Source organism: Pseudomonas sp. p1(2021b), assembly GCF_020151015.1.
Taxonomy (GTDB): Bacteria; Pseudomonadota; Gammaproteobacteria; order Pseudomonadales; family Pseudomonadaceae; genus Aquipseudomonas; species Aquipseudomonas putida_K.
In genome coordinates, this window is record NZ_CP083746.1 from 2,382,334 (window position 1) to 2,408,114 (window position 25,781).

The window sequence follows — 25,781 nt, forward strand, 5'->3', positions numbered from 1 at the left end:
TGGAATCGATTGTTCGTTCAACTGCGGATCGCCAGAATACTGGACTGGACCTTGTACAGGGTCTGCTCGGCCGTGCTGCCGACGATCTTGCTGAGCCCTTCATGGTAGCGCGTACCCATTACCACGACATCGAAGCCCTGTTGGTTGACGTACTCACTGACCACACTGGGCCCAGGCCCGCGTACCAGATGCACGTGATCGTGTTTGACGCCGTAACGAGCCCCCAGGCTTGCCATACGTTCGCGTGCCCGGCCGGTCATTTCTGCGAGCAGTTCATCGGTCCAGGCCACAGGAGCCGCTGCATAGGCAACGAAGCGGGGGCTTGGCTCGTAAGCCTGAAGCATATGCAGTTGTGCCTTACAGCGCTGCGCGAATGCGTGTGCCGTTGCCAGGATGCGGTCATTGAGCTTCTCGATGAACGGGTCGTTCTGGGTCACGTCCACCGCGGCGAGCACCCGGCCCGGCAGAGGGTGCTCGGCATGGGCTACCAAGTGTAGCGGTATCGGGCATCGGCGCAGCAGCTGCCAGTCCAATGGCGTGAGCAAGGCTCGGCTCAACGCGGTTTCATGCTTGATATCCTTGATCACCATTTCCACGTGGTGCAGTTGGCCCAGGCGGACCAAGTCTTTCAGCGGATCGTCTTCGTCCACCGTTTCGGCATAGGCCGTGATGCCAAGCGCGTCCAGCGCGGTGACCTGTTCGGCCAGCCATGCCTTGCGATGTTCGGCGTCTTGCTTGCGAGCACTGCTTCGCAATACATGGTCCAGTGTCGTCAAGCGGGTTGGCAAGGGGCTCGACATCACAAGGTGCAAGGTGGCACCGGTAGTAGTGGCCAGTGCTTGTGCCCGTGCCATGGCCGGTGAAGGATGCAGGTCCGGATGGCAGATCAGCAACAGTCGCGAAAACATATTCATGATGACCTCCACGACGATGACAGCCTGGATGCAGGCGCAGTGGTTCAGGCCTAGGTTGACGCCATAGGCCTTGGAGGCCTTGATATTTATCAAGATTGCTCTAGCGCCCGCCTCGATAATGACAGCATCGCGCAATCGCATAGTCGCGACGGGAGGTGGTTGATGGGCCCGTACAACAGGATTCTCCTGATCATGACCAAGGCCGAACCCGATGCATCTCTGCGCCGAGCCGTGGCATTGGCCGAAGCCTCCGGAGCGTCGTTGCATGTCCTGGGTGTCCATGCGCCCGCCGAGCTGCGTCTGTATCACCCATTGCCGGACGCATCACCACCGTCGGCATCGTTCGTGCATTTCAGTACCAGGCTCAAGGCGTTGCTCGACGAGCAGCCGGTGGCGTGGCTACGTCCGACCTTCGAGGCAGTTGAAACCACGCTAGCGCATGACATCGTGTCGGCATGTGTCGCACGTGTTGCACCTGACCTGATAATCAAGGATTGTCCCGCCCGCTCGGTATTTGGCCAGCTTGCCCAGACCTCGCTCGACCATGTGCTATTGCATACCAGCGAGGCACCGACGCTGTTCGTACCTGCGAATGCCCCGGTCATGCCCGCGAATATCCTGGTGGCGGTGGATGTGGCCACCGCTGGGCCGCGCCAGCACGCTTTCAATGACGCGCTGATCGTGGCTGGCCAGCACTTGGCGGCCCAATGCAAGGCACGGGTCCACTTGTTGTCGGTCTACAGCTTGCCCATGGCAATGTTGGCCAATCCTGATCTCGCCGAGCCTTGGGTGCAGGAAGTGCGCGAGTCGCTTCAGGGGCCGTTCGACGAGCTGGCCGATGCCCGTGGTGTTGCCCACGCGCACCGTTACTTCGTCGAAGGCGCTGCGTTACGCATCATCAAGTCCTACATCACCACGCTGACGATCGACGTGGTGGTCGTAGGAGTGGTGCAGCCCAAACGCTGGGCCAGGCTCATCGGTGATACCACCGAGCGGCTTATCGGTCATGCGCCCTGCAGCGTCCTGGCGGTCAAGCCAGAGCCTGGCCGTTAAGTCAGGCTTTATCGCCGGCCCGGCGATGTCGCAGGGCCTGAACCACATGGCATTTGACTTCGATCCGGGTAACCAGGCTGGCCGCCCGAGCGTAACGGTTCGTGGGCAGGGCAGTGGCACATCAAGCGGGATGAACGTCGAGGCCGTCACTTCAGATTCTCTTCAGATTCACTGTCGATACTCCCCCTGACCAACCCTATCGGGGGCGTTTCATGACCCAGCCTATATGGAGCAGCTTGCTCCCATTGCACATTGGCAGCCACGCGGACCATCACGCGGGTTTGTCCCTGCATCTTCACGAAGATCCTGGGCGTGCCGAGTTGGAGCACTTCATTCATCAGCGTTTCGCCCACGTGCACCATGCCGATGTCCACCATTATCTACCCGAGCTGCTGGCATTGCGCGACAGCCATGGGCGCTTGATCGCCGCGGCGGGGATACGACCGGCCAGCGAGGGGCCGTTGTTTCTCGAGCATTACCTGGACGAACCGCTGGAGTTCGCGGCGTCGCATGTGACAGGCGTGGCACTGGATCGTGAAGGCTTGGTCGAGGTCGGCAACCTGGCTGCGCTCAGCGCCGGCAGTGCGCGCGTCATGATCATTGCCGTGACTTGGCTGCTGGCCATACGAGGGTTTCAGTGGGTGGCGTTTACCGGGGCTTCGACGTTGATCAACAGTTTTCAGCGTCTGGGGTTGGTGCCGAGTGTACTGGCGCCGGCCGACCCGGCCCGCCTGAGTGAGCCGGTGGATCACTGGGGAAGCTATTACGCTCAGCATCCTCAAGTATTCGTCGGCGACATTCGCCATGGGTTCGATCGTTTGAACACGGCGGGTGTGTTCCTGCGCCTGGGGTTGCCAACGCAGACCGAGGAGGCTGGCCATGCCGCGTGAACTGCAGGACTTCAAGCAGTTGTTGCTCGGCTACGCGTGTGAGTATGGCGACGCGCTGGCGGTCCAGGGTCTGGATGCCCAGTTCACTTACCGACAGTTGCTCGCCGAGGTGAACCGGCGTGCTCAAGCGTTGCGCGCCCGGCAGCCGGGTGCGCTGATGCTGGCTCTGGACAATGGTCCTGAACTTCTATTCTGGGACCTGGCGGCGCTGTTCACGGGCCGGCCTTGCGTGACCGTGCCGTCTTTTTTCACGCCATCGCAAATGCGTCATTGCATCGCGCAGAGCGGCGCGACCCAGGTACTGTTCGCGCACCCGTGGGCTGATGTGTTCAGCCAGTCGGGGTTCGTACAACAGGACGCCTTGTGGGAGCGACAGCTCAGCCCCTCTGTGGCGCTGCCCGCGGGGACTGCCAAGATCACCTATACCTCAGGCAGCACAGGTACGCCCAAGGGCGTATGTCTGGGGGCCGACGCCATCCTACGCGTAGCCCGCGAGCTGGAACTGGCCAGCCGCCCCACCGAACCTGAGCGACACCTGGCAGTGCTGCCGATGGGCGTACTGCTGGAAAACTTGGGCACCTATGCCGCACTGTCTGCAGGCGCCTGCGTACAGATCTATCCCCAGGCACAGCTGGGCATGACTGGTTCCAGTCAGGTCGATTTCACGCGCTGGCTGATGGCAATCGCCCAGAGCGCGGCGCATAGCCTGATCCTGGTGCCACAACTGCTGATGGGGCTTGTCACCGCGATCGAGCGTGGCTCGATGGACGTCGGCCCGCTTCGGTTCGTCGCGGTCGGCGGAGCGCGTGTATCGCCCAGCCTTTTGGCGCGGGCCGAGGCGGTCGGTTTGCCGGTGTTCGAAGGCTATGGGTTGTCTGAATGTGCCTCTGTCGTGGCGTTGAACCGCCCTGGCGCGGTTCGCCCGGGAAGTGTCGGCAGGCCCTTGCCCCATGCACGAGTGCAAATCGCCGAGGATGGCGAGGTGCTGGTTGCAGGCTCGGTGCTCTTGGGCTATCTGGGGGAGGCCGCGGTCTCGTCACCTTGGTGGGCCACGGGTGACCTGGGGCATTTCGATGAAGATGGCTACTTGTACCTGAGCGGCCGCAAGAAGCATCAATTCATCAATAGTTTTGGACGCAACGTCAACCCCGAATGGGTGGAAACCGAACTGACCCAGGGCGGCGTGATCGCCCAGGCCTTCGTCCACGGTGAAGGGATGGCGCACAACCTGGCATTGCTTTGGCCGTTCGATCCGAGCGTCAGCGATACGGCCATCGAGCAAGCCGTACAGCGCAGCAATGCCACTTTACCCGACTACGCCAAGGTACATGCCTGGCGGCGGTTGCCAGGCCCGCTCAGCGCTGGCGAGCAAACCCTGACGGCCAACGGTCGCCTGCGGCGCGAGGCAATCCTGCAGCGTTACCAATCCCTGCTTTCCGACATTCCGAGCTGAGGTCTGCCATGTCATTCTTTGACACCTTGCAATTGCAAACCACCCATGAACGCCAGGCCCTGTTCGCGGTGCCGGTTATCCGTGAAGCCCTGGCCGGCCAGGTCAGCCTGGAAAGCTATATCGCCTTCCTCACCCAGGCCTACCACCATGTACGCCACACCGTACCGTTGTTGATGGCCTGCGGCGCACGCTTGCCTGCCCGTCTGGAATGGCTGCGCGCTGCGGTGTGCGAATACATCGAAGAGGAGTATGGCCACGAACAATGGGTCCTGAACGATATCAAGGCCTGTGGGGGTGACTGGGAAGCGGTGCGCGACGGTCGTCCGGCGTTGCCGATAGAGTTGATGGTCGCCTACCTCTACGACCTCATCGCCCGAGGTAACCCGGTGGGGCTGTTCGGCATGGTCAACGTGCTCGAAGGCACCAGCATCGCCTTGGCCACCCATGCTGCCGGGGCGATCCAGCAGAGCCTGGCGTTGACCGACAATGCGTTCAGCTACCTCAGCTCTCATGGTGCGTTGGACCAAGGTCATATGGTCACCTACAAACGCTTGATGGATCGGCTCGACGACGTGGACGATCACCAGACGGTGATTCATGCGGCCAAAGTGGTGTACCGGCTGTACATCGAGATGTTTCAGGGATTGCCTCGGGCTGGCCAGCCGGAGGTGCCGTATGCGCTTGCCTGAATCCAGAGTCGTGCTGACCGGCGCCAGTGGCGGGATTGGCCTGGAGCTCACCAAGCTGCTATGCGCGGCGGGTGCCCAGGTGCTGGCGATCGGCCGGGAGCGGGGCAAGCTTGCAGGCCTCATGGACCGTTATCCGGGATGCCTGCGATGGCAAGGTGCCGACCTGCGCACTGCCGAAGGGCGCGAACAGATCATCGACCAGGCCCGGGAGATGGGGGGGGTGAACGTGCTGATCAATGCCGCCGGTGTCAATCGCTTCGCCTTGCTCGACCAGTTGGATGAGTTCGCGCTCGATGAGCTGCTGGATATCAATCTCAAGGCGCCTCTTCAATTGACTCGTGCCTGCCTGCCGCTGTTGCGCGCTCAACCCAAGTCATTGGTCGTCAACGTTGGCTCCACCTATGGCTCGATTGGGTACCCGGGATATGCGACCTACTGTGCCAGCAAATTTGCATTGCGCGGTTTTTCCGAGGCGTTGCGGCGGGAGCTGGCCGACACCCCGGTGAATGTTCTGTATGTCGCCCCCCGGGCCACCCGCACTCGTATGAACAGCAGTGCCGCCACGGCGCTGAACCAGGCCTTGAAGGTAGGCATGGACGACCCGGCGGACGTGGCCAAGGCAGTGCTCGAGGCCATGCAGTCCGAGCGCAGCGAGTTGTACCTGGGCTGGCCGGAAAAGCTCTTCGTGCGCATTAACGGCATGTTACCGGGGGTGGTCGACCGGGCGCTGCGCAAGCAGTTGCCGGTGATTCTTCGTTACATTGGCAGTCACTCCAAGGAGTCGATCAAATGAAGCGTTTGTTCATTGCAAGCCTACTGGCATTGGCACCCTTTACCTGGGCCTTGGACCAACCGGGTACCCAGCGCTTGAGCGATCTGCAGCAGCGTTGGGCGCAGATCCAGTACCAGTTGCCGAAGGAAAAACGTGCCGATGCGTTCGAAAAACTGGCCGCTGATGCAGCCCTATTCGTTCATCAATACCCCGGCACGGCCGAGCCGTTGATCTGGGAGGGCATCATCAACAGCAGTTGGGCGGGCGCTACAGGTGGCTTGGGCGCTCTTGGCAAGGTCAAGGCAGCAAGGGCCAGCCTGGAACAGGCCATGAAGCTGGACCCCAACGCCTTGCAGGGCTCTGCTTACACCAGCCTGGGTACGTTGTATGACCAGGTGCCGGGTTGGCCGATCGGTTTCGGCGATGGCGACAAGGCTGACGAACTGCTGCGCAAAGCCTTGCAGATCAACCCCGATGGTATCGACAGCAACTATTTCTGGGCCGATCATCTGTTTCGGCAGAAACGTTACGCCGAGGCCACTACAGCGCTTCAGAAGGCTCGACAGGCACCACCCCGTCCAGGCCGTGAGCTGGCCGACCAGGGTCGGCAGCGCGATATAGATGCTTTACTCAAAGCCATCAAGGACAAACAGGATTGAACATGCGCCTGCTGCTGGTTGAGGACGACGCCGCGCTGGGGGAAGGGATCTGCGACGGCTTGCGCCAGGAAGGTTATACCCTGGACTGGCTGCGGGATGGGGCGAGCGGGTTGCATGCTTTGCTACACGAGGCTTTCGACCTGCTCATCCTGGATTTGGGCTTGCCGCGCATGGGGGGCATCGAGCTGCTGCGGCGCCTGAGAGGGCGCGGTGAAAATTTGCCGGTGCTGATCCTGACCGCCCGCGATGGCCTGCAGGACCGTATCACCGGCCTGGATGCCGGCGCCGACGATTATCTGGTCAAGCCGTTCGACCTCAATGAACTTAAAGCGCGTCTGCGCGCCTTGTTGCGGCGTAGCGCGGGCCGCGCCACGGTGATCATCGAACATGCTGGCGTGAGCCTCGACCCGGCGACTCAGCAGGTGCGTTATCAAGGTGTCGAGGTCGTGCTGACACCTAAGGAATATCTGTTGCTGCACGAGCTGCTGGCCCAGCCTGGCAAGGTGTTTACCCGCGAACGGTTGACCCAGTTGTTGTATGGCTGGGACGAGGAGCCGGAAAGCAACACGCTGGAAGTGAACATCTACCATCTGCGTAAGAAGCTGTTCAACGGGCTGATCCGCACCGTGCGTGGCATCGGTTACCTGATCGAGGGCAAGGCATGAGTTCGTTGCGCCAGCGCACCCTATGGCGGGTGATGTTGTTGCTGCTGATCGGAGTCGGCGTGCTGGCACTTTACAACTACCACGACAGTAGCCGGGAAATTAATGAGGTTTATGACGCTCACCTGGCCCAAAATGCCCGCTTGTTGCAGGGGGTGATGAGCCTGCCGGTGGAAGACGGCGATCGCGAGGCATTGTATCGGTCGTTCAATGAGGCGCTGGGCAATGCCGGCCATCTACTAGTGGGCCATCCTTACGAAGGCAAGCTGGCATTCCAGGTATGGGAGCAAGGGGGAGGCAGGCTTGTGTACACGCCCAGTGCACCTGTACTCGACCCGTTGCCGACATCGCCGGGCTTCCATGATTTGACCCGTGGGGGAGAGCAGTGGCGCGGTTTCGTCTTGCCGGTGCCTGAAAGGCGCTGGGTGATCTGGGTCGGCGAGCGGGACGATGTGCGTTACGACCTGATTGACCGTATCGTCCGGCACACGTTGTTGCCATTCTTGCTCGGCAGCCTGGCCCTTGCGCTGCTGGTTTGGGCCGCAATCGGTTGGGGGTTGCGACCGTTGCAGAACATGGCCAATGTCATTCGTGCCCGCCATGCCGACTCCCTCGAACCGCTGCAATTGGTGCCGTTACCCTCGGAGCTGGAACCCATGCAGGCGGCAATCAATCGGCTACTGGCACAAATTGAAGATTTGTTGCGCCGCGAGCACCGATTCATTGCGGATGCGGCCCATGAGATGCGTACGCCGCTCGCCATCCTGCGCCTGCATGCGCAAAATGCCCAGGCTGCCAGCAATGAAGCTGAGCGGCAAAAGGCACTGGGTTTTCTGATCGGTGGAGTCGACCGGCTGACCCGAGTGGTCAACCAGTTGCTGACGCTGGCTCGAGTCGAGCCGCGCCTGGGGCTGCGCGCCAGTATTCGGGTTGACCTGGCCGAGGTGGTCACCGATACGTTGGCCGATTTGACCCCGTGGATACTGGACCGTGGCCTGGAGCCTTCACTGGACATCGACGAAGGTGATCACCATCTGGCAATCGATGCTGGTGCGTTGGGCATCGCGTTACAGAACCTGGTTTCCAATGCGGTAGAACATTCGCCACCAGGAGGGCGTGTAACGGTATCGCTCAAGCGTCTGGGCAACTGCTTCGCACTGGTTGTCGAAGATGAGGGGGCGGGTATCGAGGAGGCCAATCTCCTTCGTGTGTTCGAGCGCTTCTACAGCCGCAACAGCCCTAATGGTGCCGGGCTGGGACTCTCCATCGTGGCGACCATCATTGACCGCTTGGGCGGTCAGGTGCGCTTGGAGAATCGTGCAAGCGGCGGGGTGGCTGCCACGCTGTTGCTACCTCTGGCTTGAGTCGAGCCGCGAGGCAGTGCGCTCCGATGCATGATCCGAGGGATCTCATGATGACGTTGCCTTTTCGCGATTCTGGGGTTTCCAGTAGTGGCATTGAGCTATGGCTTCAATGACGCGCGGTCGAGTGGGAATTATCGAGTCTTGTTGAGTGGCAGCTTTTGGCCGATTACTGTCCTTCGCGAGAGGCAGCTATGGACTCATGCCCTTCAGGAACGTCAGGAATCGGCCAAAAGTACCCACAAAAAGTCTAGGCTCTGTCTGAAAAATACCGTCGCATACACCGCATGACTAGGCTCTGTCTGAAATGCCAAGAAACTGAAATGTGGCGCCGGAACGGCCTTGGTTTTGTACAGTCACCGACCATCTACGGAAAGGAATTCTGTGATGGCAAAGCGTTATGAACTCTCGGACGAAGCGTGGGCAGTGGTCGCTGATCTGTTTACAGCAGCGCACGTCAGGGGCAGGCCCCGCAATAGTGATCGCTTGATGCTCGATGGTGTGCTCTGGGTTCTCTGCTCTGGAGCAGCCTGGCGAGATATGCCTGAGCGCTTCGGGTCTTGGGCTACGGTCTATCACCGCTTCCGAGTCTGGCGAAACAGCGGAATATTCGATCAGATGCTCAGACGATTGCACCTCAAACTCAATGACAAAGGCTTGATCGACCCCCACACCTGGATGATCGACTCCACTGCTGTTCGAGCAACCCGTGCTTCATCTGGAGCGCGAAAAAAAGGGGGCCTGACGAGCCTGCCGATCACGCTATAGGCCGCAGTCGCGGCGGTCTGACAACCAAAATCCATATGCTATGCGACGCCAACGGGATACCGTTGCGCTTCCTTCTCTCTGGTGGCCAAGCCAGTGACATTAGCTACGCCCAGCCACTGCTGGACGACGTCAGCATTCCATCAAGCCAACGAGGTCGTCCGCGCAAGCGCTGCAAATGGCTGCTTGCCGACAAGGGCTACGACGCCGAGGCCTTGCGCCATTACTGCGACCGATATCGGATGCAGCCGGTCATACCGCTGCGCTCAATGAAGCGCAAGCCCAAGCCCGGCTTGCCGAGGCTGTTTGATCGCCCCAAATATCGACAGCGCAACATCATCGAGCGCATGTTCGGCTGGCTAAAAGAGAACCGTCGAATCGTCACGCGCTTCGACAAGCTCGCAAAAAGTTGGACAACATGACCCCAAACGCTGCGCTATTCTCGCCTTCATCCGCGAGCGCATCGCCGATCACGGCCAGCCCCCGAGCCTGGCCGACATCGCCCAGCGCTTCGGTTTCGCCTCGCGTAGCGTGGCACGCAAGCACATCGTCGCCCTGAGCCAGGCCGGCTACATCGACGTAACCCCCAACCAGGCCCGTGGCATTCGCCTGGCCGAACCGCTGCGCCGCCCCGAGATCCTCGAGATCCCGGTGCTGGGCCAGGTGGCGGCCGGTGCGCCGATCGGCCCCGACCTGGGCATCCATGAGCAATTGCTGCTCGACCCCAGTCTGTTCCGCCGAACCCCTGACTACCTGCTCAAGGTGCGCGGCGACTCGATGATCGACGACGGCATCTTCGATGGCGACCTGGTTGGCATCCGTCAGCAGGGTGAGGCCCGCGACGGGCAGATCGTGGTCGCCCGCCTCGATGGCGAGGTGACCATCAAGCGTCTGCAACGGATACCGGGTGGCTACCGCCTGCTGCCGCGCAACCCTGCCTATGCACCGATCGACGTGGCGCCGGACCGGGATTTCGTCATCGAAGGCGTGTTCTGTGGCCTGTCGCACGAAAAAAGCCGACATTTCGTGAAAAGTGCCGGCTTGTCCGTGACGGGTGATTTGAACGGTCAGGCGATGAAGTTTACCAGTCGGTTCGGCACGACGATCATCCTTTCATTCCCCTTTAGATGTCGAGCCAACGTCGTGTCGGACTGCGCCTGGCTGCGTATCGTGTCATGCTCTGCATCAGCCTGCACCATCATCGTCACCTTATCCTGCTTCAAGGCGTCGCTGGACGGGGTCGGCCATGTACTGTCATAGATGGCCCCAGGAAACGCCAACTCCTCCCAGAGCACCTGGGTGATATGCGGTGTCACAGGATGCAGCACCTGCAAGAGAATGGACATGCTTTCCCTGCACGTTTGACGACCAGCCTTGCGGGCACCCTCCAGCACCTTGAGCAACTTCATCGCACCGGAGACCACGGTGTTGTACTGCAGCCGTTCGTAGTCGTTATTGATTTGCTGCAGCAAGCTATGGGTCATGAAGCGCACATGCTTAGCTTGCGCGTCGTCCACGGCCGGTTCTTCACCTTCGCCCCAGCGTGCATGCTCCTCCACGGCAAAACTCCAGAGTCGGCGCAGGAACCGATAGGCACCTTCGACACCGCTGTCGCTCCAAATCGTGCTTTGATCGGGCGGGCCTGCGAAGATGGTGAACAACCGGGCAGTGTCCGCACCGAACCTATTGATGATGTCCTTGGGCTCGACCACATTGTTCTTGGACTTGGACATCTTCTCCACGCCCCCTACGGTGACGGGCAGGCCATCTTCAATCGCTGTCGCGCTGACTGGACGGCCTTTCTCGTCGTGGTGAACCGCTACTTCAGAAGGGTAGAACCAGCGTCGGCTACCGTCCTCGGCTTGGCGGTAGTAGCTTTCGCGCAACAGCATGCCCTGGGTGAACAGATTCTTGAACGGCTCATCGAAGTCCACCAGACCTTCGTCGCGCATGGCCTTGATCCAGAACCTGGCGTAGAGCAAGTGCAATACGGCATGTTCGATACCGCCAATGTACTGGTCGATGGGCATCCAGTATCGGCTGCCGGGCCCTACCATTGCGGTATGGCAGTTTGGATCGCAATAGCGCATGAAATACCAACTCGAGTCGACGAAGGTATCCATGGTGTCCGTTTCCCGCAGCGCGGGTGCGGCGCAGCGTGGGCACGCGAAGCTTGTAGCGACGAAGGGGGCTATCCAGTACTGTGAGAAAAGAGTACAAATGTACTCCATGGACAACATGACCCCCAAACGCCGCGCCATTCTCGCCTTCATTCGCGAGCGCATCGCCGATCACGGCCAGCCCCCGAGTCTGGCCGACATCGCCCAGCGCTTCGGTTTCGCCTCGCGTAGCGTGGCACGCAAGCACATCGTCGCCCTGAGCCAGGCCGGCTACATCGACGTAACCCCCAACCAGGCCCGTGGCATTCGCCTGGCCGAACCGCTGCGCCGCCCCGAGATCCTCGAGATCCCGGTGCTGGGCCAGGTGGCGGCCGGTGCGCCGATCAGCCCCGACCTGGGCATCCATGAGCAATTGCTGCTCGACCCCAGTCTGTTCCGCCGAACCCCTGACTACCTGCTCAAGGTGCGCGGCGACTCGATGATCGACGACGGCATCTTCGATGGCGACCTGGTTGGCATCCGTCAGCAGGGTGAGGCCCGCGACGGGCAGATCGTGGTCGCCCGCCTCGATGGCGAGGTGACCATCAAGCGTCTGCAACGTATACAGGGTGGCTACCGCCTGCTGCCGCGCAATCCCGCCTATGCACCGATCGACGTAGCGCCGGACCGGGATTTCGTCATCGAAGGCGTGTTCTGTGGCCTGTTGAGGCGCGACTGATGGGCGCGGTAGTCGACCTCGACGGCCTGCTCGACCAGCGCCGGGTCTGGCGTGGGCGCCAGGCCCAGGTGCGGCCGCAGGGCCTGCAGCCCACCGGGCATGCCTCCCTTGACGAGCGGCTGCCCGATGGAGGCTGGCCGGCGGCTGCGCTCAGCGAACTGCTGCTGGCCAGCCCAGGCTGTGGCGAGCTACAACTGCTCTGGCCGAGCCTGGCGCGCCTTACCGGCGAAGGGGGGCGGGTGGTGCTGGTGGCGCCGCCGTTCATTCCCTATGCACCGGCCTGGCAGGCGGCTGGGGTCGACCTGCGTTGGTTGGCCCAGGTCCAGGCGGCGCCGGCTGACGCCTTGTGGGCAGCCGAGCAGTGCCTGCGCTCCGGCAGTTGCGCAGCAGTGCTGTGCTGGCCCGAGCGCGCCGATGACCGCGCCCTGCGGCGTCTGCAGGTGGCTGCCGAGACCGGCCACGCCCTGGCCTTCGCCTGCCGGCCGCAGCAGGCCGCGCACAACCCGTCGCCTGCGGCTTTGCGCATCGCCATCGATACCCGCCCAGCCCAGTGGCGGGTCCTCAAGTGCCGTGGCGGCCTGCCACCGGCCACGCCCATCGCCTGCCCGGGGCGGGGTTGATGATTCATGCTCTGGGCGTGCATCGTCTTTCCACAGCTGGCACTGGACAGCCTCCTGCGTGAGCGTGACGACCCCGACACGCCCCTGGTGCTGATCGGCGGGCCGCAACAACGGCGTATCGTGCAATCGGTCAACCCGGCTGCGGCCGCGCTCGGCCTGCGCGCCGGGCAGACCCTCACCGCCGCCCGTGCCCTGGCCGATGGCTTCACCTGCGTGGAAGCCGACCCGGCGCGCATCGAGCAGCTCCAGCAGTTGCTGGCCGCCTGGGCCTACCGCTTCAGCGCCCAGGTCAGCCGGCACTACCCGCGGGCCTTGTTGCTGGAAGTCGGCTCCAGCCTGGGGTTGTTCGGGCCCTGGCCGGTGTTCGAGGCACGCCTGCGCCAGGAGCTGGATGCGCTGGGGCTGCGCCAGCGCATTGTCCTGGCGACTAACCCGGTGGCCGCGCGCATGCTCGCCAACGGCCATGACGGCCTGGCCGTGACCACGGCCGAGCAGGCCCGGGCGGCCCTGGCCAGCATGCCGGTCGGCAAGGTCGGGCTGCCTCCGATGGCAGCGGAGGCCTTCGCCCGCATGGGCCTGCGCCGGCTCGGCGAGGTTCTGGCGCTGCCGCGCGATGCCTTGGCCCGGCGTTTCACCGCCGACGTACAGCTGCACCTGGACCAACTGCTCGGCCTGCGCACCCTGGGGCTGGCGTTCTACCAGCCGCCGGATCGGTTCGAGACACGATTGGAGCTGAACTTCGATGTCGAATCGCACCAGGCGCTGCTGTTTCCTCTGCGCCGGCTGATCAACGATCTGGCGGCGTTTCTCGCGGGCCGGGATTGCGGTGTGCAGCGTTTCAACCTGTACCTGGAGCACGCCGAAGGGCCGGACACCGAGCTCAAGGTCGGCCTGCTGGCTGCCGAGCGCGAGGCGGCGATGCTGTTCGAGCTGGCCCGGGGGCGCCTGGAGCCGCTGCGCATTCGCGCACCGGTGCGCAACCTGCGGCTGCTGGCCGAGGACCTGCCGCCTTTCGTTCCCCAGCACCAGGCATTGTTCGATCCCCGGGCGCAGCAGGCCCAACCTTGGGAGCAACTGCGCGAGCGCCTGCGTGCGCGGTTGGGCGATGACGCGGTCACGGGGCTGTGCGCTGAAGCCGATCCTCGCCCCGAATGCGCCTGGCAGGCGGCCGAGCAGGGCGCACCGGGTATATCGGTCGCGCCGGGCAGCCGCCCCGGCTGGCTGCTGCCCCAGCCCCAGGCCCTGCCCGAGGCGGGCGTGCAATTGCTGGCAAGGCCCGAGCGCATCGAGTCGGGCTGGTGGGATGGTGGCGATGTCCGCCGGGATTACTACCGCATCGAGACCCGCGATGGCCTGCGCGGCTGGGCCTATCGCGACCTGGCCCAGCCAGGGCCATTGTGGCTGCAGGGCTGGTTCGCATGAGCACGCCGGCCTACACCGAGCTGCATTGCCTGTCGAACTTCAGTTTCCAGCGCGGCGCCTCCAGCGCCGACGAACTGTTCAAGCGGGCCAAGGCCCTGGGCTACGAGGCCCTGGCCATTACCGACGAGTGCACCTTGGCCGGTATCGTCCGGGCCTGGCAGGCCGCCCGGCAACATGAGCTCCGGCTGATCATCGGCAGTGAAGTCCAACTGCAACAAGGGCCCAAGCTGGTGCTGCTGGTCGAGGACCTGACGGGTTACCAGAACCTCTGCGGCCTGATCACCCAAGCGCGGCGGCGGGCGCAGAAGGGCGAATACCAGGTACTGGCCGAAGACCTGCAGGGGCGCTGCCAGGGCTTGCTGGCGCTGTGGGTCGCCGATGCCGACGATGACCCTGCCACCGGCCAGTGGCTGCAGTCGCTGTTCGGTCAGCGCCTGTGGCTGGCGGTGCACCTGCACCGCGGTTGCGATGATGCCCGCCGCCTGCAGCGCTTGCGCAGCCTGGCAGACCGGTTGGGGATCCGCGCCGTGGCCTGTGGCGACGTGCATATGCATGTTCGGGGGCGCCGTGCCCTGCAGGACTGCATGACGGCGATCCGTCAGCATTGCACGGTGGCCCAGGCCGGGCGCTACCTGTTCGCCAATGGCGAACGCCACTTGCGCACGTTGGCCGAACTCACCGAGCTGTACCCGGCCGACCTGCTGGCCGAGACCCAGGCCATCGCCGACCGCTGCCACTTCGACCTGGGCGAACTGAAGTACCAGTATCCCCGCGAACTGGTGCCCCAGGGCCATACGCCTGCCAGCTGGTTGCGCCACCTGTGCCAGCTGCGCCTGCCCGAGCGCTGGCCCCAGGGGCCGAGCGCCGAGGCGCTGGCGACCTTGGAGAGGGAGCTGTGCCTGATCGAGGATCTGGGCTACGAAAGCTACTTTCTCACCGTCCATGACATCGTCGACTTCGCTCGCAAGCAGGGCATTCTCTGCCAAGGCCGTGGCTCGGCCGCCAATTCGGTGGTGTGCTTCGTGCTGGGCATCACCGAGCTGGACCCGATGGAGCACCGCTTGTTGTTCGAACGCTTTTTGTCCCGCGAGCGCAACGAGCCACCGGACATCGACGTGGACTTCGAGCATGAGCGCCGTGAGGAAGTGATCCAGTACGTGTTCCGCCGCTATGGCCGGCACCGCGCGGCACTCACCGCGGTGGTCAACACCTACCATGCCGCCGGTGCCGTGCGTGACGTGGCCCGTGCCCTGGGGCTGCCGGCTGACCAGGTGGATGCCCTGGCCAAGTGCTGCGGGCGCTGGAGTGACCGCATTCCCGATGCGCAGCGTCTGGCCGAGGCCGGTTTCGAGGCGCAGAGCCCGTCGCTGCGGCGCATCCTGGTGCTGGCCGGCGAGTTGATCGGCTTTCCCCGGCATTTGTCCCAGCACCCCGGCGGCTTCGTCATCTCCGAGCAGCCGCTGGACCACCTGGTGCCGGTGGAAAACGCCGCCATGGCCGAGCGCACGGTGATCCAGTGGGACAAGGACGACCTCGACCTGGTCGGCCTGCTCAAGGTCGATGTGCTGGCCCTGGGCATGCTCAGCGCCCTACGGCGTTGCTTCGACCTGCTGGCCCGTCATCGTGGCCGGCACCTGACCTTGGCGACCATCCCCAAGGAGGACAAGGCCACCTACGCCATGATCAGCCGCGCCGAGACCATGGGCGTGTTCCAGATCGAATCGCGGGCGCAGATGGCCATGCTACCCAGGCTCAAGCCGCAGACGTTCTACGACCTGGTAATCGAAGTGGCCATCGTCCGGCCTGGGCCGATCCAGGGCGATATGGTCCACCCCTACCTGCGCAGGCGCCTGAAGCAGGAGCCGGTGACCTACCCGTCACCCAAGCTCAAGGAGGTGTTCGGGCGCACCTTGGGCGTGCCGCTGTTCCAGGAGCAGGTGATGGAGCTGGCCATGGTCGCAGCCGACTATACCCCAGGCGAGGCGGACCAGTTGCGCCGCAGCATGGCGGCCTGGAAGCGCCATGGAGGCCTGGAGCCGCACCGCGAACGGCTGCTCGAAGGCATGAAGCGCAACGGCTACGAACAGGCCTTTGCCGAGCGCATCTTCGAGCAGATCAAAGGGTTTGGCAGCTATGGTTTCCCCGAGTCCCATGCGGCCAGCTTCGCTTTGCTCTGCTACGCCAGCAGCTGGCTCAAGTGCCATGAGCCGGCGATCTTCACCTGTGCTCTGGTCAACAGCTGGCCCATGGGTTTCTACAGCCCTGACCAGCTGTTGCAGGAGGCGCGACGCCAGGGCATCGAGGTGCGGCCGGTGGACGTGTGCCACAGCGAGTGGGATTGCACCCTGGAGCCTGACGCGCGAGGCGCGCTGGCGATCCGCCTGGGGTTGCGGCAGATTCGCGGCTTTAGCGAGGCCGATGCCCGGCGCTTGGAGCAGGCGAGGGCGCACCAGCCCTGGCGGGATGTCGAGGACCTGTGCCTGCGCGCCGAGCTCGACAGCCGCGCCAGGGCCCGTTTGGCTGATGCTGGCGCCTTGCGAGCCCTGGCCCGCGACCGTCACCAGGCGCGCTGGCAGGTTGCGGCAGTGCAGGCGCAATTGCCCTTGTTCGCCCAGGTCCAGGGCGCGCCCGAGCGACCCGTGGCCTTGCCGATGCCGACGGTGGGCGAGGACCTGTTCGCTGACTACGCCACCCTAGGTACCACGCTCGGGCCGCACCCCCTGGCCCTGTTACGTCGACGCTTGAGAGCGTTGGGCTGTCGCAGCTCCGTGGAGCTGGACGGGGTCGCGCACGGAGACAGCGTGGCGGTGGCCGGGTTGGTGGTGGGGCGGCAACGGCCGCAGACCGCCAGCGGGGTGACCTTCGTCACCCTCGAAGATGAACATGGCATGGTCAATGTGGTGGTCTGGCGCGACCTGGCCGAGCGCCAGCGCAGGGCCTTGGTGGGTTCGCAGTTGCTCAAGGTGAGCGGGCGGCTGGAGCAGGAGAAGGGCGTGCGCCATTTGATTGCCCGGCGGTTGGAAGACATCAGCCCCTTGCTGCAGGGGCTGGATGTGCGTAGCCGGGATTTTCATTGATCTTGGGGGCGCTTTGCGCCCCTTTCGCGGCACAAGGCCGCTCCTACAGGAAAGCGGTCTTTGTAGGGGCGGCCTTGTGCCGCGAAAGGGCCACGCAGTGGCCCCGGGGCTCTGAGCCAACGCGGCCTGTCACACCATCGCCAGGTGCTGCTTGCGCGTTGGTGCCGGAAACGCCTTGTCGATCGCCTGCAGGTCCTCAGGCAGCAGCACCAGTTCACCCGCCGCGGCATTGAGCTGTACATGCAGCGGGTCCACGGCTTTAGGAATAGCGATCACCCCGTCATTGCGCGTCACCCAGGCCAGGCTCACCTGGGCCGGGGTGACGCCATGACGCTCGGCGATCTCGGCCAGCACCGGGTGCTGCAACAAACGCCCGGCCTGGGCCAGCGGGCAGTAGGCCATGGTCGGCAAACGGTGCTCGCGGCTCCACGGCAGCAGGTCGAACTCGATGCCACGCTGGGCCGGGTTGTACAGCACCTGGTTGGTGGCACAGGCGTCGTTGCCCAGCTCCAACAGGTCATCGACGTCGAAGTTGGACACCCCCCAGCGGCGGATCTTGCCTTGCTCGCGCAGGCGTTCGAAGGCTTCGACCGTCTCTTCCAGCGGGTACTGGCCACGCCAGTGCAGCAGGTACAGGTCGATGCAGTCGGTGCCCAGGCGCGCGAGGCTGCGTTCACAGGCCGCCGGTACGCCACGCCGGCTGGCGTTGTGCGGGTACACCTTGCTGACCAGGAACACCTGGTCGCGGCGCCCGGCGATGGCCTGGCCGACCACCGTTTCAGCCCCGCCCTCGGCATACATTTCCGCGGTGTCGACCAAGGTCAGCCCCAGGTCGATGCCCTGTTGCAGCGCGGCCACTTCAGCCGCCTTGCGGCGCGGGTCCTCGCCCATGTACCAGGTGCCCTGGCCGATGGCCGGCACCTTCGAACCTGCCAGATTCACGAAACGCATGTCACCTCCTGTGGATCGGTGTGGGAAAGCACGACGTCGAGCAGCGCTTGCGCTGCGGTGGAAAGCTTGTGGTCGGCCAGGGCGATGACGCCGATACGCCGTTCCACGCTGGGCTCGACCAGGGGCACGCAGCGGGCGCCGAGCTCCTGCATCTGGTTGACGCACAACGCCGGCACGGCGCTGACGCCCAGGCCGTTGGCGACCATGCGGCCGATGGTGGACAACTGGTGGCTCTCGAACGCCACCGCCAGCTTGCCGTGGCTGGCCGCCACGTTCTGCTCGAGCAAAAGGCGCACGGCCGAGGGCCGTTGCAGGGCGATGAAATCTTCGGCGAGCAATTGCCGCCAGCTCAACTGGGGTTGTTCGGCCAGGGGCGAGTCGGCAGGCACCACGGCCACGAAACGATCGAGGTAGAGCGGATGGAAGCGCAGGCCGTCGAGGTTCTCCGGCTCGAAGCCGATGCCCAGTTCGACGCGGCGATGGCGCACCAGTTCCAGCACCTGTTCGTTGATCACATCGTGCACCGTGACATTGACCCGCGGGTAGCGTTGGCGGAACACCTTCAACGATCTGGGCAGCAGGTTGCCAGCAAACGCCGGCATGGCCGCCACCGAAACCCGCCCCAGTTGCAGGGTGAAGCGCTGGCGCAGCATTTCCTCGGTGTCGTCCCAATCGGCCAGCAGGCGCCGGGCCAGGGGCAGCAGTACTTCGCCTTCGGCCGTCAGGCTGACGCTGCGGGTGGTGCGGGTGAGCAGGGCGCCGCCGAGGTTGTCCTCCAGCGCCTTGATCGTGAGGCTCAGCGCCGGCTGGGAAACATGCAGATGCTCGCCGGCCTGGGCGAAGCTCTGGTACTTGGCCACGGTGACGAAGGCGCGTAACTGCTTGACGTTCATGGCGAACCTGTTTTGTTTTGGAAAAATTATCAATCGATGACGAAAACAAAATTAACAAATCAGTCGACAGCGGTGAAGATGCGTCCACGGTTCCAACAACTACAAAAGGCGACTGAGCATGGCCGGACTGGACAAGCGCGTAGCAACCTATGAAGAGGCCCTCGCAGGCCTGACCGACAACATGACGGTGCTGGCCGGTGGTTTCGGCCTGTGCGGCATCCCCGAAAACCTCATCGCCGAAATCAAGCGCCGCGGCGTCAAGGGGCTGACCGTGGTCTCCAACAACTGCGGCGTCGACGGCTTCGGCTTGGGCGTGCTGCTGGAAGACCGGCAGATCCGCAAGATGATCGCCTCCTACGTGGGCGAAAACGCCGAGTTCGAACGCCAGCTGCTCAGCGGCGAGCTGGAAGTGGAACTGACTCCCCAGGGCACCCTGGCCGAGAAGATGCGCGCCGGCGGTGCCGGTATCCCGGCCTTCTACACTGCCACCGGCTACGGTACCCCGGTCGCCGAAGGCAAGGAAGTGCGCGAGTTCAAGGGCCGCAAGTACATCCTCGAAGAATCCATCACCGGCGATTTCGCCATCGTCAAGGGCTGGAAGGCTGACCACTACGGCAACGTGGTGTACCGCAACACCGCGCAGAACTTCAACCCGCTGGCTGCCACCGCCGGCAAGATCACCGTGGTCGAGGTCGAGGAGATCGTCGAGCCGGGCGTGTTGCTGCCCAGCGAGATCCACACCCCGGGCATCTATGTCGACCGGGTCATCGTCGGCACCTTCGAAAAGCGCATCGAGAAGCGCACCGTCAAGGCCTAACGCGCCGTCCACAGAACAACAAAGAGATCCTGACCATGGCACTGACTCGCGAACAGATGGCGCAACGCGTCGCCCGTGAATTGAAGGACGGTTACTACGTCAACCTCGGTATCGGCATCCCCACCCTGGTGGCCAATTACGTGCCCGCCGACATGGACGTGATGCTGCAGTCCGAGAACGGCCTGCTCGGCATGGGCGAGTTCCCCACCGAAGGCACGATTGACGCCGACATGATCAACGCCGGCAAGCAGACCGTCACCGCCCGCCGCGGTGCTTCGATCTTCGATTCGGCCCAATCGTTCGCCATGATCCGTGGCGGCCACGTCGACCTCACCGTGCTCGGTGCCTTCGAAGTGGACGTGGAAGGCAACATCGCCTCGTGGATGATCCCCGGCAAGCTGGTCAAGGGCATGGGCGGCGCCATGGACCTGGTGGCCGGCGCCGAGAACATCATCGTCACCATGACCCACGCCTCCAAGGACGGCGAGTCCAAGCTGCTGCCGCGTTGCAGCCTGCCGCTGACCGGTGCCGGCTGCATCCGTAAGGTGCTCACCGACCTGGCCTACCTGGAGATCGAGAACGGCGCCTTCATCCTGCGCGAAACCGCACCTGGGGTCAGCGTCGAGGAAATCATCGAGAAGACCGCCGGCAAGCTGATCGTGCCGGACGATGTGAAGGAAATGACCTTCTGATATCAAAGGTTGTAACCCACCCTGTGGGAGCGGGCTCTGCCCCGCGATAGCGTCAGGCCAGGCAACATCATCGCCTGAGCGGACGCTATCGCGGGGCAGAGCCCGCTCCCACAGGGTTTTGTGCTTGTTTTTGAAAAAACATAAAACCAATAAAAGGAAGACTACCGTGGCCGCTGAAATCCAAGACAGCCGCTCCGCCCGCTTCGCCTTGCGCTGCTCCAACTGGGCCGAACGCTGGTTCCCCGACTCCTGGGTGTTCGCAGCCCTGGCCGTGGTGCTGGTGTGCGTGGGCGCCATGCTCATGGGCGGCAAGCCCACCGACACCGCCAAGGCCTTCGGCGATGGGTTCTGGAGCCTGATCCCATTCACCATGCAGATGGCCTTCGTGGTCATCGGCGGCTATGTGGTGGCCAGCTCGCCGCCCGCTGCTCGGCTGATCGACCGCCTGGCCCGCTTGCCCAGCAATGGCCGTTCGGCGGTGTGCTGGGTGGCGCTGATCTCGATGCTCGCCTCGCTGCTCAACTGGGGGCTGTCGCTGGTGTTCGGAGGCTTGCTGGTACGCGCCCTGGCACGTCGCCAGGACCTGAAGATGGACTATCGCGCCGCCGGTGCCGCCGCCTACCTGGGCCTGGGCGCGGTCTGGGCGCTGGGGCTGTCGTCCTCGGCGGCGCAACTGCAGGCCAACCCGGCCAGCCTGCCGCCTTCGATCCTGGCCATCACGGGGGTGATCCCGTTCACCGAAACCATCTTCCTGTGGCAGTCCGGCGTCATGCTGGCGGCCCTGGTGATCGTCTCGCTGGTGATCGCCTACGCCACCGCCCCCGGCCCGAACAGTGCCCGCACCGCCGAACAGTGTGGCGTGGACCCAAGTTTCAGCGCGCCGCCACCGGCCCAGCGTACGCGCCCGGGCGAGTGGCTGGAATACAGCCCGATCCTGACCCTGCTGCTGGTGGCCCTCGCCGCAGGCTGGCTGTACCACGAATTCGCCACCAAGCCTGCCATTACCGCGATCTCGGGCCTGAACACCTACAATTTCCTGTTCATCATGCTCGGCGCCTTGCTCCACTGGCGCCCGCGCAGTTTCCTGGACGCAGTGGCCCGCGCCGTGCCGACCACCACCGGGGTGCTGATCCAGTTCCCACTGTATGGCTCGATCGCGGCCGTCCTCACCCAGGTCAAGGGCGTGGACGAGCAGACCCTGGCCCACCACATCTCCACGTTCTTCGTGCAGATCGCCTCCCACGACACCTATGCCGTGCTCATGGGCGTCTATTCGGCGGTGCTGGGCTTCTTCATCCCGTCCGGTGGCGGCAAGTGGATCATCGAGGCGCCCTACGTGATGCTGGTGGCCAACGACCTGCAGTACCACCTGGGCTGGGCGGTGCAGATCTACAACGCCGCCGAAGCACTGCCGAACCTGATCAACCCGTTCTACATGCTGCCGCTGCTGGGTGTGCTAGGGCTCAAGGCGCGGGACCTGATCGGCTTCTCCTTCGTGCAGTTGCTGGTGCATGTGCCGTTGGTGCTGGTGCTCTTGTGGGCGCTGGGCACGACCTTGCAGTACGTACCGCCGGTCATGCCGTAGATGTAGGAAAGCCAGAAGAGGGCGGTAGGAAACCGCCCTTTTTTTCGTCTCGATGAATTATAGATAACGATTCGCATCAGTGATTCGTTCCCAAGTGAATGCCGCCGTGCGGCAGGCAAGGACATTCATCGAAACGAACAAGGAGCAAGGCAGCGATGTTCGCGCCCATCAGCCGTTGCATGACCCTGACCCTGGGGTTGTGCATCACCACCACTGCAACCCTGGCCGAAGAAACCGACCACCAGGCCAGTGCAGAAGTCCTGGAACTGGATTCCACTGAAGTCTTCGCCCAGGGCTTGGGCAGCACCACGGAGCATACCGGCTCCTACACCACCGGCAGCATGAGCGCGGCCACGCGCCTGAACCTGTCGATCAAGGAAACGCCGCAATCGGTCTCGGTGCTGACCCGCCAGCAGCTGGACGACTTCCAGCTCAACACCCTGTCCGAAGCCATGGCCCACGTCACCGGGGTCACCGTGCAGCGCAACGATTCGGAGCGGCCGGCCTACTATTCGCGGGGTTACGCGATCAACAATTTCCAGGTCGACGGGATGCTCAACACCTTCTCGGGGCTGAAGTCCGACTCCGACACCATCATCTACGACCGCATCGAAGTGGTACGCGGCGCTACCGGGTTGACCACCGGCGCGGGCGACCCGTCCGGCACCATTGCCATGGTGCGCAAGCGGCCCACCCATGAACTGGCCATCCGCAGCGGGGCCAGTGCCGGCAGCTTCGACAACTACTACAGCTACCTCGATGTCGGCGGCCCGCTGGGCTGGGACGGGCGGCTGCGCGGGCGCACCGTGCTGGCCTACCGCGACGCCAAGTCGTTCATGGACAAATACGCCAACCAACGCGAGGTGGCCTACGGCGTCCTCGAGGCCGACCTGACCGACAGTACGGTGTTGGCAATCGGCTACGACTACCAGAACAAGCATGTGCAGGGGTCGTCCTGGGGGACGGTGCCGATCTGGAACGGCGACGGCAGCAAGGCCAACCTGCCACGCTCGACCAACCTGACCGCGCCTTGGTCGTCCTGGCCTTTGAAGGACGAGACGGTGTTCGTCACCCTCGACCAGCAGCTGGCCAACGATTGGCTGCTCAAGGCGGCCTATACCCATCGCCAGAGTGACAGCGATGGCAAGGTGTACTACGGCGGCAATGGCTTCCCCGAGGCCGACCGTAGCGGCATGACGGCTTGGCTGGCGCACTTTTCCGGCATGGAGAAAATGGACGCCATCGACTTCAACGTAGCCGGGCCCTACACGCTGTTCGGTCGCAGCCATGACTTGATGGTCGGCTACGGTGAGTCGCAGCGGCGCAACACTGAGCCTTATCTGGTGCGTCAGGCATTGCCGGACGACTACACGAAGATCCCGGACTGGAAGCACATGGGGTCGATCCCCAAGTTCTTCGACACCGACTCCGGGCGAGACGCCTCGCGTGGCTACACCCGGCAGAAGGCCGGCTACATCGCCACCCGCCTGAACCCCACCGAGCGTCTGCATGTGGTGCTCGGCAGCCGTTACGGCACTTGGCAGAGCGAGCAACGCCAATGGGCCTACGTCGATGCCCTCAACGGCAAGGAGCTGCCGCGCACCAAACAGACCCAGAGCGACCAGTGGACCCCCTATGCCGGTGTGCTCTACGACCTGACCGAACAGTACACCGTGTACGCCAGCTACACCGACATCTTCAACCCGCAGACGGTGCGGGATGTGAACCGCAACTACCTGGACCCGATCGTCGGTAAGGTCTATGAGGTGGGCCTGAAGGGCAGCCTGTTCGAGGACCGCCTGAACCTGAGTAGCGCGGTGTATCGCAGCAAGCAGGACAACGTGCCCGAGCGTGACGACACGGTGGACCCGGGCGGCAACGAGGTGTTCTACAAGTCCGGAGGCAAGGGGGTGGTGGTGGAGGGCTTCGAGGCCGAGGTCGCAGGCGAGGTGATGCCCGACTGGCAGATGAGCCTGGGCTACAGCTATACCCATGCCGCAGCGGCCGACCATACCCGCAAGAGCCCCGAGCAGCCGCTGAACCTGGTGCGCCTGGCTAGCACCTACACGCTGACGCCAGCGTTGACGGTTGGCGGCACGCTGGACTGGCAGAGCGAGACCTACAAATCGACCAAGCGCCCGGTCGGGCGTACCGAGCAAGGCAAGTTCATCACCGTGGCCGATACCGTCAGCCAGGGTGCCTTCTCGGTGGTCGGTCTGATGGCCCGTTACCGATTCGACGAGCACTTGTCGGTGTCGTTGAATGTGAAGAACCTGTTCGATGAGCATTACTACAACAACATCGGGTTCTACAACGGGGTGTACTACGGCGAACCCCGGACGGTGATGCTGGGTGTCGATTGGCGGCTCTAGGACAAGGGCAGCTGGCTTCAGGAGCGCAGGCATTCTGTGGACGATTCTGTGGTGCTGGACACGCTCAAATTGCTTCGGTTGGCTTACTGCTCAGCCGTGGCTCCGCTTCCTCGTGGGAGCTGGCGGAGCCTGCGATGGGCCGCAAAGCGGCCCCTTGAGTCTGGCTCCACCGTTTGAGGGCTTGGGGCTGCTTTGCACCCATCGCAGGCTGTCGCCAGCTCTCATAGAACAACGCATAACTCATTGATTTGACAAGGCCTGTAGGACCGCCGCACCGCCACTCCTACAGCAGAAGGCGGCGCTAGCCACTTGTTCTCTGCGCGACAGCGCAGCCCAAAGGGCTGGGTGATCTCCCACCGAGATTGCACCGCTCCCGCGATAGGCCTACGGCCTCTGATTCACACAGGTCAATGCATCAACAGCGCCTGCAAGGCCTGGCGAGCTTGCTCGTCCAACCCGAACACCGGCCGCCGTGGCTCGCCCACGGGCAGCCCGGTCATGGCCAGCCCGGCCTTGATGGTAGCCGGCAGGCCGCCCTTGAGGATGAAGTCCAGTAAGGGCAGCTGGCGATAGAACAACGCCTTGGCCTGCGCCAGGTCGCCCGCCAATACCGCCTGGTACAGACGCTGGTTGAGGTCGGGGATCAGGTTGGCGGCGGCGGTGCACCAGCCCTTGGCACCTGCCACGAACGCCTCCAGCGCCAGCGGGTTGCAGCCGTTGTAGAACGGTACCTGGCCTTCACCGAGCAGGTGCAGCTTGTGCATGCGCTGGATATCGCCGGTGCTCTCCTTGACCATGGTGACATTGTCGACCTCACGTACGATGCGCAGGATCAACTCCACCGACATGTCGGTACCACTGGTGGCCGGGTTGTTGTAGAGCATGATCGGGATGTCGATCGCCGCACCGATGGCCCGGTAATGCTGGACGATCTCGGCCTCGCCGAGCTTCCAGTAGGCCGAAGGCAGCACCATCACCGCATCGGCGCCGTGTTGCTGGGCAAAGCGGGCGCGCCGTACGGCGCTGGCAGTGGTCAGGTCGGAGACGCTGACGATGCTCGGCACGCGCCCGGCGATGCGCGCCAGGCTGTACTCGGCCACCTGCCGCCATTCCTCGTCGCTCAGGTATGCACCTTCGCCGGTGCTGCCCAGCGGGGCGATGGCCTGGACCCCATGGTCGATCAGCCGGTCGATGGACTGGCCCAGGGCAGGCAGGTCGAGCTGTTCGCCGTCGGCGCTGAAGGGGGTGATGGTGTAGCCGATGATGCCGTGGAATTCAGTAGTCATGGTGAAAAGG

At 63.6% G+C, this 25,781-nt stretch carries 21 protein-coding genes and 2 pseudogenes; 18 read left to right on the top strand and 5 right to left on the bottom strand.

What is annotated here, in order from left to right:
• Window positions 1-17: 17 nt before the first annotated feature.
• On the bottom strand, window positions 18-1,007 hold the full coding sequence (locus K8374_RS11060) for a universal stress protein (RefSeq protein WP_224459066.1): 990 nt from the start codon (window positions 1,005-1,007) through the stop codon (window positions 18-20).
• Between the two features lie 99 nt (window positions 1,008-1,106).
• On the opposite strand from K8374_RS11060, the gene K8374_RS11065 reads away from it, so the two are divergent.
• From K8374_RS11065 to lexA (K8374_RS11110), 10 genes and pseudogenes are all read left to right on the top strand, one after another.
• Window positions 1,107-1,967 (top strand): universal stress protein, encoded by an 861-nt coding sequence (locus tag K8374_RS11065; RefSeq protein ID WP_224459067.1) that lies wholly within the window; start codon window positions 1,107-1,109, stop codon window positions 1,965-1,967.
• Between the two features lie 212 nt (window positions 1,968-2,179).
• A complete protein-coding gene (locus K8374_RS11070) occupies window positions 2,180-2,857 on the top strand; it encodes a thermostable hemolysin (protein ID WP_224459068.1) in 678 nt (225 codons plus the stop codon).
• Window positions 2,847-4,310, top strand: coding sequence for an AMP-binding protein (locus K8374_RS11075; protein ID WP_224459069.1), 1,464 nt, complete (start codon window positions 2,847-2,849; stop codon window positions 4,308-4,310). The genes K8374_RS11070 and K8374_RS11075 overlap by 11 nt, the downstream gene beginning before the upstream one ends.
• Before the next feature lie 8 nt (window positions 4,311-4,318).
• The gene (locus K8374_RS11080) at window positions 4,319-4,999 is read left to right on the top strand and encodes a TenA family transcriptional regulator (protein ID WP_224459070.1); all 681 of its coding nucleotides are present in this window, start codon (window positions 4,319-4,321) and stop codon (window positions 4,997-4,999) included.
• Window positions 4,986-5,792: an SDR family oxidoreductase gene (locus tag K8374_RS11085; RefSeq protein WP_224459071.1), complete on the top strand. Its 807-nt coding sequence runs from the start codon at window positions 4,986-4,988 to the stop codon at window positions 5,790-5,792. Before K8374_RS11080 ends, K8374_RS11085 begins: the two co-directional genes overlap by 14 nt.
• The gene (locus K8374_RS11090) at window positions 5,789-6,430 is read left to right on the top strand and encodes a tetratricopeptide repeat protein (RefSeq protein WP_224459072.1); all 642 of its coding nucleotides are present in this window, start codon (window positions 5,789-5,791) and stop codon (window positions 6,428-6,430) included. Before K8374_RS11085 ends, K8374_RS11090 begins: the two co-directional genes overlap by 4 nt.
• A gap of 2 nt (window positions 6,431-6,432) precedes the next feature.
• A complete protein-coding gene (locus tag K8374_RS11095) occupies window positions 6,433-7,095 on the top strand; it encodes a response regulator (RefSeq protein ID WP_224459073.1) in 663 nt (220 codons plus the stop codon).
• Window positions 7,092-8,456 carry a sensor histidine kinase gene (locus tag K8374_RS11100; protein WP_224459074.1) on the top strand — a complete coding sequence of 455 codons (1,365 nt, stop codon included), beginning with the start codon at window positions 7,092-7,094 and terminating at the stop codon, window positions 8,454-8,456. Before K8374_RS11095 ends, K8374_RS11100 begins: the two co-directional genes overlap by 4 nt.
• Window positions 8,457-8,840: 384 nt before the next feature.
• Window positions 8,841-9,631: pseudogene (locus tag K8374_RS11105) on the top strand (IS5 family transposase); the annotation flags it as partial.
• 25 nt (window positions 9,632-9,656) lie between these two features.
• Window positions 9,657-10,220, top strand: a pseudogene (gene lexA, locus K8374_RS11110) (transcriptional repressor LexA); the annotation flags it as partial.
• 65 nt (window positions 10,221-10,285) lie between these two features.
• Here lexA (K8374_RS11110) and K8374_RS11115 read toward each other — a convergent pair.
• Window positions 10,286-11,341 carry a class I tRNA ligase family protein gene (locus K8374_RS11115; protein ID WP_224459076.1) on the bottom strand — a complete coding sequence of 352 codons (1,056 nt, stop codon included), beginning with the start codon at window positions 11,339-11,341 and terminating at the stop codon, window positions 10,286-10,288.
• Between the two features lie 97 nt (window positions 11,342-11,438).
• On the opposite strand from K8374_RS11115, the gene lexA (K8374_RS11120) reads away from it, so the two are divergent.
• The 4 genes from lexA (K8374_RS11120) to K8374_RS11135 are packed head-to-tail and all read left to right on the top strand — an operon-like array spanning window position 11,439 to window position 17,175.
• A complete protein-coding gene (gene lexA / locus K8374_RS11120; RefSeq protein ID WP_224459077.1) occupies window positions 11,439-12,056 on the top strand; it encodes a transcriptional repressor LexA in 618 nt (205 codons plus the stop codon).
• Complete coding sequence (gene imuA, locus K8374_RS11125; protein WP_224459078.1) at window positions 12,056-12,676, top strand: translesion DNA synthesis-associated protein ImuA; 621 nt, start codon at window positions 12,056-12,058, stop codon at window positions 12,674-12,676. Before lexA (K8374_RS11120) ends, imuA begins: the two co-directional genes overlap by 1 nt.
• 6 nt (window positions 12,677-12,682) lie before the next feature.
• Window positions 12,683-14,098, top strand: a complete 1,416-nt coding sequence (locus K8374_RS11130; protein ID WP_224459079.1) for a Y-family DNA polymerase — start codon at window positions 12,683-12,685, stop codon at window positions 14,096-14,098.
• Window positions 14,095-17,175, top strand: a complete 3,081-nt coding sequence (locus tag K8374_RS11135) for an error-prone DNA polymerase (RefSeq protein WP_224459080.1) — start codon at window positions 14,095-14,097, stop codon at window positions 17,173-17,175. Before K8374_RS11130 ends, K8374_RS11135 begins: the two co-directional genes overlap by 4 nt.
• Window positions 17,176-17,304: 129 nt before the next feature.
• On the opposite strand, the gene K8374_RS11140 is transcribed toward K8374_RS11135, so the two are convergent.
• Window positions 17,305-18,126: an aldo/keto reductase gene (locus K8374_RS11140; protein WP_224459081.1), complete on the bottom strand. Its 822-nt coding sequence runs from the start codon at window positions 18,124-18,126 to the stop codon at window positions 17,305-17,307.
• Window positions 18,114-19,019 carry a LysR family transcriptional regulator gene (locus K8374_RS11145; RefSeq protein WP_224459082.1) on the bottom strand — a complete coding sequence of 302 codons (906 nt, stop codon included), beginning with the start codon at window positions 19,017-19,019 and terminating at the stop codon, window positions 18,114-18,116. The genes K8374_RS11140 and K8374_RS11145 overlap by 13 nt, the downstream gene beginning before the upstream one ends.
• Before the next feature lie 118 nt (window positions 19,020-19,137).
• Between K8374_RS11145 and K8374_RS11150 the strand changes: the two genes are divergently transcribed.
• From K8374_RS11150 to K8374_RS11165, 4 genes are all read left to right on the top strand, one after another.
• Window positions 19,138-19,836 (top strand): CoA transferase subunit A, encoded by a 699-nt coding sequence (locus K8374_RS11150; RefSeq protein ID WP_043215587.1) that lies wholly within the window; start codon window positions 19,138-19,140, stop codon window positions 19,834-19,836.
• A 35-nt stretch (window positions 19,837-19,871) separates the two neighbouring features.
• Window positions 19,872-20,528, top strand: coding sequence for a CoA transferase subunit B (locus K8374_RS11155; protein ID WP_023380384.1), 657 nt, complete (start codon window positions 19,872-19,874; stop codon window positions 20,526-20,528).
• A gap of 166 nt (window positions 20,529-20,694) precedes the next feature.
• Complete coding sequence (locus K8374_RS11160) at window positions 20,695-22,113, top strand: short-chain fatty acid transporter (RefSeq protein WP_224459083.1); 1,419 nt, start codon at window positions 20,695-20,697, stop codon at window positions 22,111-22,113.
• 155 nt (window positions 22,114-22,268) lie between these two features.
• On the top strand, window positions 22,269-24,485 hold the full coding sequence (locus tag K8374_RS11165; protein WP_224459084.1) for a TonB-dependent siderophore receptor: 2,217 nt from the start codon (window positions 22,269-22,271) through the stop codon (window positions 24,483-24,485).
• 407 nt (window positions 24,486-24,892) lie between these two features.
• On the opposite strand, the gene K8374_RS11170 is transcribed toward K8374_RS11165, so the two are convergent.
• Complete coding sequence (locus K8374_RS11170; RefSeq protein ID WP_224459085.1) at window positions 24,893-25,771, bottom strand: dihydrodipicolinate synthase family protein; 879 nt, start codon at window positions 25,769-25,771, stop codon at window positions 24,893-24,895.
• Window positions 25,772-25,781 lie beyond the last annotated feature (10 nt).